The 12,527-nt window shown below is 72.5% G+C and carries 8 protein-coding genes and 1 pseudogene; all 9 read left to right on the forward strand.

Annotated features, from left to right (window positions below):
• The first annotated feature begins 107 nt into the window (after positions 1–107).
• The 9 genes and pseudogenes from DN051_RS42070 to DN051_RS42115 all read left to right on the forward strand — a co-directional run bounded on the left by DN051_RS42070 (position 108) and on the right by DN051_RS42115 (position 12,479).
• Positions 108–773, forward strand: a complete 666-nt coding sequence (locus tag DN051_RS42070; RefSeq protein ID WP_053763462.1) for a response regulator transcription factor — start codon at positions 108–110, stop codon at positions 771–773.
• Positions 770–2,179, forward strand: a complete 1,410-nt coding sequence (locus DN051_RS42080) for a sensor histidine kinase (protein WP_162625179.1) — start codon at positions 770–772, stop codon at positions 2,177–2,179. The genes DN051_RS42070 and DN051_RS42080 overlap by 4 nt, the downstream gene beginning before the upstream one ends.
• Positions 2,180–2,539: 360 nt before the next feature.
• Entirely contained in the window at positions 2,540–3,610 is a 1,071-nt protein-coding gene (locus tag DN051_RS42085) for a Gfo/Idh/MocA family protein (protein ID WP_079001973.1), read from the forward strand.
• 75 nt (positions 3,611–3,685) lie between these two features.
• Positions 3,686–4,702, forward strand: coding sequence for an NAD-dependent epimerase/dehydratase family protein (locus tag DN051_RS42090; protein ID WP_053763464.1), 1,017 nt, complete (start codon positions 3,686–3,688; stop codon positions 4,700–4,702).
• Between the two features lie 159 nt (positions 4,703–4,861).
• Entirely contained in the window at positions 4,862–5,422 is a 561-nt protein-coding gene (locus DN051_RS42095) for a hypothetical protein (protein WP_079001975.1), read from the forward strand.
• The gene (locus tag DN051_RS42100) at positions 5,392–6,807 is read left to right on the forward strand and encodes a hypothetical protein (RefSeq protein ID WP_112443050.1); all 1,416 of its coding nucleotides are present in this window, start codon (positions 5,392–5,394) and stop codon (positions 6,805–6,807) included. Before DN051_RS42095 ends, DN051_RS42100 begins: the two co-directional genes overlap by 31 nt.
• Positions 6,804–8,354, forward strand: a complete 1,551-nt coding sequence (locus DN051_RS42105; RefSeq protein ID WP_246041267.1) for a vWA domain-containing protein — start codon at positions 6,804–6,806, stop codon at positions 8,352–8,354. The genes DN051_RS42100 and DN051_RS42105 overlap by 4 nt, the downstream gene beginning before the upstream one ends.
• A 66-nt stretch (positions 8,355–8,420) precedes the next feature.
• Entirely contained in the window at positions 8,421–9,533 is a 1,113-nt protein-coding gene (locus tag DN051_RS42110; protein WP_112443051.1) for an ATP-binding protein, read from the forward strand.
• 131 nt (positions 9,534–9,664) lie between these two features.
• A pseudogene (locus tag DN051_RS42115) lies at positions 9,665–12,479 on the forward strand (DUF5682 family protein).
• Positions 12,480–12,527 lie beyond the last annotated feature (48 nt).

The raw sequence follows: 12,527 nt of genomic DNA on the forward strand, positions 1-12,527 counted from the left end.
CCGCCGGCCCCTTCCCGCGAGGAGCCGGACGGGGGCGTCCCGTGTCCGCCGGGCCGTACCGCCGGCGCCCAGACCACCTCCGCATCGAACGACCGGGAGGAGAGCACGTGCGCGTGCTGATTGTCGAAGACGAGCCGTTCATGGCGCAGGCCCTGGTGAACGGCCTGCGCCGGGAGGCCATCGCCGCCGACCACGCCCCCGACGGGCAGACCGCCCTGGAACAGATCGCCTCCCACGACTACGACGTGGTGGTCCTCGACCGCGACCTGCCCCGGGTGCACGGCGACGAGGTGTGCCGGCGCATCACCGAACAGCACAGCTCCGTGCGGGTCCTCATGCTCACCGCGGCGGCCTCCCTGGACGACCGGGTCGACGGGCTGCGCCTGGGCGCGGACGACTACCTGCCCAAACCGTTCGACTTCCCCGAGCTGGTCGCCCGGCTGCACGCCCTGCACCGCAGGTCCGGCTCACCGCCCCCACCCGTGCTGGAGTGGGCCGGCGTACGGCTGGACCCCTTCCGCCGGGAGGCGTACCGCGACGGCCGCTACCTGCGGCTGACCCGCAAGGAGTTCGCCGTACTGCATGTCCTGATGAGCGCCCAGGGCGGTGTGGTCAGTGCCGAGACCCTGCTGGAGAAGGCGTGGGACCAGCACGCCGACCCGTTCACCCAGGCGGTGCGCGTCACCATTTCCACCCTCCGCCGCAAACTCGGCGAGCCGGCCCTGCTGCACACCCGGACGGGCGCCGGCTACTTCCTGGGGCACTCCTCGTGAGCACCGCCCCGCGACTGTCCCGCCTGACCATCCGCACCCGCCTCACCCTCACGTACGGCGTGCTGTTCGCGGCCTCGGGCGCGGCCATGGTGGGGCTGCTGTACCTCTTCATGAGATACGGCCCGAACTACTCCGAGGCGCTCACGAAGTCGGCCGTGCCGACCCCGGACACCGGCACGGGCGGGGTGTCGCCGAGCCTGCCGCCCGGTACGGGCAAGGGAGCCTCGGGCGCGGCGACACCGAGCCTGCCGGCGGACCCGGGCGTCGCGGACCCGGGCGTCGCGGCCTCGGCCGGAGCGCGGCCGAGCCTGCCGCCCGACGTGGCCGGCACGGCCGCGGATCACGGCGCCGGCCTGCCGGCGGACGCGAGCACGGCCGTCTCCGGAGCGGGTTCCACCATGTACGCCAAGTCCACGCAGGGCTTCTGGTCGATGGAGGTGTCCACCAAGTCCGACTTCCTGCACGCGCTTCTCGTCTTCAGCGCCGTCGTCTTCCTGATCCTGTTGCTGATCTCCGTGGTCGTCGGCTGGTTCGTGGCCGGCCGGATGCTGGCCCCGCTGCAGAAGGTCACCGCGACCGCGCGCGGCATCGCCGGGTCCACCCTGCACGAGCGGATCGCGCTGACCGGACCGCGGGACGAGATCCGGGAACTCGCCGACACCTTCAACGCCATGCTGCGCCGTCTGGAGCAGGCCTTCGAGGCGCAGCGCCGGTTCGCGGCGAACGCCTCGCACGAGCTGCGCACCCCGCTGGCGAGCATGCGGACCATCCTCCAGGTGGCGCTCGCCTCACCGGAACCGGACGACCTGCGGACGGCCGGAGGACAGCTCCTGAGCCTCAACACACGGTCCACCGAGATCACCGAGGCGCTGCTGACCCTGGCCCGGGCCGATCACGGTGCGATCGAGCAGGAGCCGGTCGACCTGGGGGACGCCGCGCGGGAGCACTGCGCCCAGGTCGGGGCGCAGGCGCGGGAGGCCGGGGTGTGCCTGACCGGGCCGACGGGCGGCGCCCGGACGACGGGTGACGGGCGGCTGCTGCGGCAACTCGTCGGCAATCTCGTCGACAACGCGGTCAAGCACAACCACCGCGACGGCACCGCGACGGTGGCCGTGCACCGCTCGCAGGACGGACGGGTGCGGCTCACGGTGCGCAACTCCGGCCCGGAACTGAGCCGGGAGGAGGTCGACCGGGCCTTCGAGCCCTTCCACCGTCTCGACACCCGCACGCAGAACACCGACGGCCGTCCCGCCGGGCACGGTCTCGGACTCGCCATCGTGCGGTCCATCGTCCGCGCCCACAACGGCACGCTGCGGGCGAGACCGCTGACGCCCAACGGGCTGGAGGTGTCCGTCGATCTGCCGGGCGCGCCGGCAAAGACCGGCCGAACTGCTCAACAGGAGTGAGCAGTGTGGCGGCCCGGCCGCGGGACCGGCGGGCCGCCACAAGCCGCCCCGCCACCGCCCGGAGCATGCGCAGTAGCCCCGGACGGGGCGGACGGTGACGCCCCGGACGCCGTGACCACAGCCACCGGGGCTCCCCAGCAGGCACGCGGGACTCCAGTGGAGCAGCCGTCCCGGCGCGCCGTGTCCACCGACCCTGCCGGAGTCCCCGCGGCGGACACCCTGGGGTTTCTCCCTAGTCCCGCTCGGCGCGCCACCGGACCCGGCACCCGGTTGCGCCGCCGTTCAGTGATCCGCTTGCATGACAAAACCCTGCCCCGGCCCCACTGCCGAAGCCCCCACCTCGTTCGCGACAGGAGACCCATGCCGCAGCCCCGCCCGGCCGACGTCGACGCGCACGACCCCACCCGCCCCGTGCTGCCCGCGCCGCGCACCCCCTCTCCCCGCGACGCGCCGTCCGTGGGCTGGGGCGTGATAGCCCCGGGCGGCATAGCGGCCTCGTTCGTCGAGGCGTTGCGCGTGCACACCGAGCAGCGTGTGGTGGCGGTCGGATCGCGGGACCTCGCACGGGCCCGCGCCTTCGCGGACCGGTTCGGCATACCTGGGGCGTACGGCAGTTACGCCGAGGTGCTCGACGACGAGCGCGTGGACATCGTCTACGTCGCCTCGCCGCATTCCGGCCACTTCGAGCACGCCCTCCAGGCGATCGAGGCGGGCCGGCACGTGCTGGTGGAGAAGGCGTTCACACGCAACGCCCGCGAAGCGGAACGGCTGATCGAGGCCGCCCGGGAGCGGGGCGTGTTCCTCATGGAGGCCATGTGGACGCGTTTCCTGCCGCACATCGACGTCGTACGCCAGGTACTCGATGCCGGACTGCTCGGTGAGGTCAGGACGGTCACCGCGGACCACGGGCAGTACATGACCCCCGACGCGGCCAACCGCCTCTTCGCCCCCGAACTGGCCGGCGGAGCACTGCTGGACCTCGGTGTCTACCCGGTCTCGTTCGCGTCCATGGTGCTCGGCCCGTTCGCCTCGGTGACCGCCGTGGGCACCAAGGCCTTCACCGGCGTCGACGGGCAGGCGTCGATCGTCGTCAGCAGCGAAACCGGCGCGCACGGCGTCCTGAACACCAGCCTCTTCGCCCGCACTCCGACCACCGCGTCGATCTCCGGCACCCACGCCCGCCTGGAGATCGAGGGCGACTTCTACGCGCCCGCCACGGTCCGCCTGATCAGCCGCGACCACGGGCCGCTCGACTCCTACGTCCCCGCGCGGCGCACGGGCGGGCTGTGCTACGAGGCGGCCGAAGCGGCCCGCTGCGTCGCGGCGGGACGGACGGAGTCCGACCTGATGCCGCTCGACGAGACGCTGCGCGTCATGCGCGTCCTGGACAGCGTCCGCCGTGACCTGGGCGTCTCCTATCCCGGCGAGTGACCCGCCCGCGCGGGAGCGGCGCCCTGCGGCGCCGTGGCTCTCACACCCCCACAACGCGAGGAGTACGTACCCCTCATGACCACCAGTCGTCTCGAGGGCCGGAAGGTCCTCTTCATCGGCGGCACCGGCGTGATCAGTTCGGCCTGCGCCCGGCGGGCCGTCGAACTCGGCGCCGACCTCCACGTGCTGAACCGCGGTGTCTCCTCGGTCCGGCCGGTGCCCGACGGCGTCACCCTGATCACGGCCGACGTCCACGACACCGACCGGATGCGCGCCGTGGTGAAGCGCCACGAGTTCGATGTCGTCGTCAACTTCCTCAACTTCACGGCCGATCACATCGCCCGGGACGTCGACCTGTTCGGCGGACGCACCGGCCAGTACGTCTTCATCAGTTCGGCGGCCACGTACGAAAGGCCCGCCGGGCAACTGCCCCTGGAGGAGAGCGCGCCGCTGCGCAACCCCCACTCCGCCTACGCCCGCAACAAGATCGCCTGCGAGGAACTGCTCGCCGAGGCGCACCGTGAGCGGCAGCTCCCGGTCACCGTCGTACGCCCCTCGCACACCTACGACCGTACGGCCGTGCCCTTCGACGGGGGCTGGACGGCGGTGGAGCGCATGCGCCGGGGACAGGAGGTGCTGGTCCACGGTGACGGGACCTCGCTGTGGACGCTCACCCACCACACCGACTTCGCCGTCGGCTTCACCGGTCTCCTCGGCCATCCCGAAGCGCTCGGCGAGACGTTCCACATCACCGGCGACGAAGTGCTCAGCTGGGACCAGATCTACCGGGCGGTCGCCGCGGCGGCCGGCGTGGACGAACCGCGCCTCGTTCACGTGCCCTCCCACGCCATCGCCGCGGCCGACCCGAGGTGGGGCGAGGAACTGCTCGGCGACAAGGCGCACTCGATGACGTTCGACAACACGAAGGTCCGCCGGCTCGTGCCCGGGTTCACGACGTCCGTGCCCTTCTCCCGGGGTGCTCGCGAAATCGTCACCTGGTACGACGCGGACCCCGCCCGGCGCGTCGTGGACGCACGGTTCGACGCCCTCATGGACGTCCTGATCGACGCGCACCGGCCGGGCCGGCCGTAGCGCGACCACCAGCCACCCCGGATCCGGCTCACCGACCCCGCCGCCGGATCCGGGGTTCGCGCCCCGTGCGCGCACCGCCGCACCTGTGGGCGTCCGCCGTACGGCCTTTGGCCCTCTGCTTGATCGGCGTTGTCAGTCCCTCCCAGTAGGTTCTTTTGCATGCCGCCGCGGTCGCGGCGAGGAACGTCATTTCCGTGCAAAGGAGCTGGTGTGTCGTCAGGCTGGGAGCAATCGAGTACGGCGCGGGTGATATCGCCCGCCCGGCCGCGCAAGCTCGCCAAGGTCCCGTTCGTCGAGCTGGCCGACGGACGCCTCCAGGGCGTGGTCTCCAGCGGCTCGGACATCGGGCGGGTCTATGTCTCGTCGGTCGCGGCCGGCCAGTTCGCCTTCGCGTGCAGCACCAACAACAACCGGCCCTGCGGAGGCGCCCGGGGCGGGTTCTGCAACCACATCCGCGCCCTGATCGGTGAGGCCGTCCTCCAGTACGGCGCGGAGCGCGTCGCCCGCTATCTGCGGGCCGAGACCGACAGCGGCCAGGGGCCGGACGCGCACGCCATCGAGGCAGCCATGGCCGCCACCCGTCCCTCGCAGGCGGACAGCACGGCCGCGGCCGCGGTCTTCAACCGCTTCCTGCGCCACCTCGCCTACCTCGAACTCGACGCGGCCACCGCGCCCCTGCCCGAGATGCAGTGGTTCCCGCCGACGAGGGCGGTGGCCTGATGCGCGCCGACCTGCTCACCGAACCCGTCGACGGGCTCGACGAAGCCCTCGCCGCGGTCGACGCCTTCGACGGCGCCCTCGCCGCCGGACTGCTGCGGCCCCAGCCCGCCCAGGGCGCGGACCTCGCCCGGCTCGCGCACGCCGTGGCCGGATCACCGCTCGCGGCCAGGGTCACCGAGGCCGCCGAGAAGGCGGCGGCCGGCGCCGCCGACGAGGACCACTTCGTCGCCCTGGCCGCGGCCCGCGCCGCACTGCTCGGCTCCGTCCACGATGCGCTGACGGCCCGCGCCCACGAGGCGACCGGCCGGATCCCCGGCGACGAGACCGCCCCGGCACCCGCCGGGAGGCAGGAGGCCAACCTGCCGGCCGCCGCCCGCGCCTGGCTGTCCGACCTGGCACGTGCCGGCTGGCAGGGCATCGACCACGACCTGGTCGCCCAGTCGGCCCGCATCGTCGCCGCGATGCTCCCCGAACCGGAGCTGCGCCGCCTGGCCACTCTCCTGGACGGCTTCGCCGCCGAACTCGCCGCGTCCTGCCCGGGAGCGACCCTGGAACGGATCCCGGCACGCCGCTGGGCCGACCTGTGGTCGCGGGCGATGCTCCTCACCCTGTCCGGCTCCGGCACCCCGGCGACCGGCACCGCCACGGGCCGGCTGCTGCCGCTCGGCGTGGACCTGCACGAGCACGCCACCGCCGCCCAGGCCCAGGTCCACGCGGTGTTCGAACCCGCCGACGGCGGCCCGCCGCGCCTGGTGCGGGCGAGCGTGTCGGTACCGAAGCCGGACACGGTCGTCGCCGCCGGTGTGTGGCAGCTGCTGCGCCCGCACATGTCGCTGCTGTCCGCCGTCGGTGAGGGCCGCGCGATGGACGTGACCGACATGCCGCTCACCGTCGAGGGCGACCTGATCTGGAGCGACGAGCGGGCGCACGCCGGGGACGCCGCCGACGCCTTCGCCACCGCCCGAGTCGCCCTGCCCACCGCGGCGATGGCGGCGACCGCGCCCCTGGACCGTCATCCGGCGCGCATCGCGATGCCCGTGTTCCTCGACGGCTACACCGCTCAACAGGTCGACGGCGCCGTGACGTTCACCCTCGCCACGGGCACGGTCACCGTCGACACCGACCGGATCCCGGCCGCGGGGCCCCTGACCCCCGAGGCCGTCGCCGCGTCCGGCGCCTGCATCGGACTGCTGCGCTGGGACGCCGGATCGTTCACGGTCCAGCCGCTCGCCGTGGAGACCACGGTGCGCAAGAAGGCCGTCGCGGTGCACGCCGGGGCGTGGGCCGGAGGTACGACCGACAAGGCGGGCGTGAAGGCGGAGAAGGCCGCCACCGACGCCGTGGCCGTACTGCGGGAGCGGGCGGGAAGGCTGCTGCGCACATGACGAAGCACATCAACGGGCACATCGATGCCCACACGGACGGGCCCGGCGACGGACCCACGGACGGACACACGGCCGGGAACGCCGACGGGAACGCCGACGGCAGCACCGACCCGAACCCGTCCGACGTCGCGGAGGCGGCGGCGGGCGCTGCCGCCGCGGACTCCGACGAGAACCGCCGCCAGGTCCTGTACTGGAGGCTGCTGTCGCACCTGTTCGACCACGAGGAGCAGGCCACGCTGGAGACGGCGAGCCTCGCCGTCGTCGAGGACGTCGGTCTGCCGTCCGCCCTGCTCGACCCGAAGGCCTCCGTCGACTCCGTCGTGCAGCGGCACCCCGACCTGGCCGCCGAGTTCGACGGTCTGATGGCCGTGGAGCCGGACCCCGACGGCACCCGCGACCGGGCCGCCGAGGTGCGGCGCGCGGCCCTCGCGTCGAAGGTCCTGCTCAATGTCTTCGCCGCCGCCTCCGGCACGGTCACCGCCTCGCAGCTGGCCCGCTGGCAGTCGGACGCGGGCTGGCTGGAGCGCGCCCTGGGCTGCCGGCCCGGCGAACTGCGCGGCGGGCGCCGCGCGGGCGGCGACAGCGGAGCCGGCGGCGCGGGCGTCAGCCCCTTCGGCACCGGCGGCGGCACCACCCCCGATCTCAGCCGGCTCATTCCCGAGATCGGCCCGGAACTCGGCTCCATCGAGGCCGACCTCGTCAAGCGGATGCAACTGCGCGAGGTCCTCGCCGACCCGAAGCTCGCCGCGCAGCTCACCCCGAGCATGTCGCTGATCGAGCAGCTGCTGCGCGACAAGGACAACCTCTCGGGCGTCGCCCTGGCCAACGCGAAGTCACTGATCCGGCGCTTCGTCGACGAGGTGGCCGAAGTGCTGCGCACCCAGGTGGAGAAGGCGACGGTCGGTGCGATCGACCGTTCGATCCCGCCCAAGCGCGTCTTCCGCAACCTCGACCTCGACCGCACGATCTGGAAGAACCTCACCAACTGGGACCCCGAGGAGGAGCGGCTCTACGTCGACCGCCTCTACTACCGGCACACCGCCCGCAAGACGACACCGCAGCGGCTGATCGTCGTGGTGGACCAGTCGGGCTCGATGGTCGACTCGATGGTCAACTGCACCATCCTCGCCTCCATCTTCGCCGGGCTGCCCAAAGTGGACGTCCACCTCATCGCGTACGACACGCAGGCGCTCGACCTCACACCCTGGGTGCACGACCCCTTCGAGACGCTGCTGCGCACCAACCTCGGCGGCGGCACGGACGGCACGGTCGCCATGACGCTGGCCCAGCCGAAGATCGCCGAACCGCGCAACACCGTCGTGGTGTGGATCTCCGACTTCTACGAATGGCGCAGCGAGCCGCTGTTCGAGTCCATGGCGGCCATCCACCGCTCCGGAGCGAAGTTCATCCCGGTCGGATCCGTGACCAGCGCCGGCCGCGCGAGCGTCAACCCCTGGTTCCGTGACCGCTTCAAGGACCTCGGGACGCCGGTGCTCTCCGGCCACATCCGCAAGCTCGTCCACGAGCTCAAGGCGTTCCTCACCTGATTCGGCCCACGCCCAGGACGCCGCTTCTTGCTTCGCACCTTCACCTGACCACTGAAAGGCTTTGACATGTCCGAACTGCTGCGCGCCCCCGCCGAGATCAAGTACGCCGAGGAGCTGGACTGGCTGGAGTCGGTCGACGACGGTCCCAAGCCGTTCTCGTGGCGGCTGTCGCCGAAGATGGTCCGGCTGTTCGTCCTCGGGTCGGAGCGCGCCGACGGCCTCGACCGGGAGATCTCCCAGAAGTGGTTCGGCGACCGCAGCTTCGTGGAGCGTGCCATCGTCACCCTCGCCTCCGACCGGGGCCTGCTCCTGATCGGCGACCCCGGCACCGGCAAGAGCTGGCTGGCCGAGCTGCTGTCCGCGGCGATCTGCCGCAACTCCACGCTCGTCGTGCAGGGCACGGCCGGCACCACCGAGGACCACATCAAGTACTCCTGGAACGTCTCCATGGTGATCGCCAAGGGACAGTCCCGCGAGTCGATGATCCCCTCACCGATCATGAACGCGATGGAGACCGGCGCGATCGGCCGTTTCGAGGAACTGACCCGTTCCACCAGCGACGTCCAGGACGCGCTGATCTCGATCCTGTCGGAGAAGTACATCTCCGTCCCCGAGCTGGACAGCGACAACATCGTCTTCGCCAAGCCCGGCTTCTCCGTCATCGCCACCGCCAACAGCCGCGACCGCGGGGTCAACGACCTGTCCTCCGCGCTCAAGCGCCGCTTCAACTTCGTCCGCATCCCGGTGGTGACCAACAAGAAGAGCGAGGCGGAGATCGTCCGCTTCCGCACCGAGGAGCTGCTGCGCCGCCACCAGATCGAACTGGAGGTGCCGCCGACCCTGCTGGACGTGCTGCTGCAGAGCTTCGCCGACCTGCGCGCCTCCGCCGCCGCGGCGGGCAGCGACGACGAGAAACTGGAGTCGGCGCTGTCCACGGCCGAGCAGATCGGCGTCCTGGAGGACGCGATCCTGCACAGCAACTTCTTCGGCGAGCGCGCCCTGACCGCCCGCACCCTGGCCTCCTCGCTGGTCGGCTCGCTGGCCCGGCGCGAGCCCGAGGACCTCGCCATCTTCAACAAGTACCTGCACGGTGTGGTCGAGCCGCGCAGCAAGGAGGAGGGCGGCTCCTGGCCGGAGTTCCTCGACGGCGGCCGCGACGCGATCGCGACCCTGTCGTGAGCGGGCCAGACGTGAGTGGGCCAGACGTGAGCGGGCCAGACGTGAGTGGGCCAGACGTGAGCGGGCCAGACGTGAGTGGGCCAGACGTGAGCGGGCCAGACGTGAGTGGGCCAGACGTGAGCGGCCCTGTCATGAGTGGGCCTGTCGCGAGCGGCCCGCAGGAGGGCACGTTCACCGCGCTGCGCGGCCAGCTCCAGCAGGCCGCAGCGGAGTTCGCCGGCGGGCCCGACGCGCTGGAGGGCATCCTCCTCGGCATCGTCGACGACGTCGACCGCGCCGTACGCGAGCCGCTGGAGATCTTCCCGGTCTGCCACCACTCCCCGGCGTCCGCGCTCGCCATGGCGCGGCGCCTGCGGGAGAAGCAGCCGAAGGTCGTGTACCTGGAGCTGTGCGAGGACATGGCACCGCTGCTGACCGAGCTGCGCAACTGCCGGCTCCCGGTGGCCGTCCAGGCGTTCGCGAGCGAGGTCGACGGCTTCCCCGCCGAATGGTCCCCGCTGTCGGTGGTCGCCCCGATCACCGAGGCCTCGGCGGAGTACCAGGCGATCGCCTACGCCCTGGACACCCCCGGCGTCGAGCTGGTGCTCGTCGACCGTTCCTCCGACCACGTCTTCCAGTGGGACGCGCGGGCACGGCAGTCCGCCGAGCCGGCCGATCCGGACGCGCAGCCCGCCGAGGAGGACGCCGCGCTGCACGGCGACGCCCTCGGCGTGGAGATCGGCGACCTGCGTCCGCGCTTCGCCGCACTGGAGGAGCACCTGCTGCGCCACGGGCGGGTGCGGCACTGGTCGGAGTGGTGGCACCAGTACGTCGAGCTGCCGCTCGGCGACAGCGACCACGACACCTACCGCCAGGTCATGCTGCTGATCGGCAGCCTCTTCCGGCGCCTCGCCCCCGGCGACACCGACCGCGTCCGGGTCGACGAGGACCGCGAGCGCCACATGTGGACCCGGATGCGCGAACACCTCGCGGCCACCGGCACCGACCCCGCCGACTGTCTGTATGTGTGCGGCGCCTTCCACGCGGCCAGCCGGGTCGCGGAGTTCGGCGTCCACGGCACCGACACCTTCGAGATCGGCCCGCAGAGCGCCACCAAGTGGCAGCACGGACTGATCCCCTCCAGCCACGCGGCGATCGAGGCCCAGTTCGGCCTGGCGGGCGGCTCGGTGTCCATCGCCGCCACCCAGTGGACGAAGAACCTCAAACGCACGGGCGTACGGCCCTACCGGCTGGACGGGCAGGCCGGCACGAAGCGGTCGAAGGCCAAGAAGACCGCCGCGCCACCGGTTCCCGCACCCGCGGTCACCCCCGCGGACCGGCTCACCGGATTCCTCCAGCGCCCGCCCGTCCTCGACCACCTGGACGAGGCCGAACTGCTCGGCTGGTCCGTGGAGATCGTGCGCGCCGCCCGCCGCAACGGCTATCTCGCCTCCACCGCCGACGCCATCGCGGTCTTCGAGACGTCGATCCTGCTCGCCGGGATGCGAGACCGCGCCAGGCCCACGCCGTACGACTTCCAGGACGCCGCGGTCACCTGCATCGAGAAGGACGTCGTCCCGGGCCGGCGCGACGTGCGCCGCCTCGTCGAGATCATGATGGGCGGCGACCGCGTCGGCCAGGTCGGCTACGAATCCCTCCCGCCGCTCGCCCGCGACGTGCACGACCGGCTGGCTCCGCTGAACCTCAAGCTCCAGCAGCGCGGGGTGCAGCGGGCGCTGCTGGACATCGCCGGCCGGCCGGAGCTCCAGGCCTGCTCCGACGTCCTGTGGATGCTGCGCCACCTCATGCCGCAGGGCGCAGTACGGCCGATCATGGGCGAGCGCAAGCTCGGCGAACGGTCGATCCAGGAGTCCTGGGACCTGGCGCTGGGCACCCACCAGCGCGCGCTCATCGAGCTGGGCTACGAGGGCGTCAGCATCGAACAGGTCCTGGAGCAGCGCCTGCGCCGCGCCGCGTACGGTCCACAGGCGACCGCCGCCAAGGTGCTCGGGGCCGTCGAGGACGCCACGCTGTACCTGGGCAGCCGCCGCCTCGCCGACGAACTCGGCACCCACGCCCTGGCCGTGCTGACCACGGAACGCGGCGTCGACGGCGCCCCGGAGGTCCTGCAACGGGTCCGCCGCCTGCTGGCGTACTACCGGACCACCGAACCGGTGCTGCCGCCCTGGATCGAGTCCTTCGTCAAGGCCGGATACGCGCACTACTGCACCCTGCTGCCGACCGCGTTCACCGACGACGACGCGAGCGTGCGGCAGGTCGCGGCGATGCTGGGCTTCCTGTTCAGCATGGAGGGCCTGGCCCTGTCCCTGGGCTGCGACCGCACCCAGCTGGAGCTGGCGGTCGCCCAGTCGCACCCCGAGGACCCGTCGAAGGTCGCGCTGCTGTGGGCGGCCCGGACCCACCTGGGCACCCTGTCCCGCGCGGACCTTCGCGAGCGCTGCGACGAACTGCTCGGCAACCCCTTGGTCCTGCCGTCCTATCCGCGCTACCTCAGCGGCTTCCTGCACGCCCTGGTACCGCTGCCGGGTCTCACGGACTTCGTCGTGGAGGCGGTGTCGAACGCGTTCGCGCGGCTGCCGGACCCGGTGCTGCTGCCCTGGCTGCCGACGCTGATCACCACGCTGCGCGGCAGCGGCGCCGAGCTGGCCCCGCTGCTGATCCGGGAGGCCGGACGGATCTTCCCCGGCAAGCTCGCCGCGCTCGACGAGTGGGTGCCGCCGTGGCGCATGCAACAGGGCCCGGACTCCGGATTCGTGGCCCCGGCCGCGGACGGACCCCGGGGCGCCGCACTGCTCGCCGCCCACCCCGCGGCATGACGCGGTGGCGACGCTGCTGGGCTGCGACGGCACGTGGGACACCGCGGCACCCGGCCCGCGCGGCGCAGCCCTGCTCGACCGCCACCCGGACACGGCACAGGCACTGGAGGCGCTGCTGACCGGTCCGTGAACCGACGGAACGGGGGACGGCGGCGGAAGAACGGCTGAAGGTCCGGAC

This window comes from Streptomyces cadmiisoli (assembly GCF_003261055.1).
GTDB classification, from domain to species: Bacteria; Actinomycetota; Actinomycetes; order Streptomycetales; family Streptomycetaceae; genus Streptomyces; species Streptomyces cadmiisoli.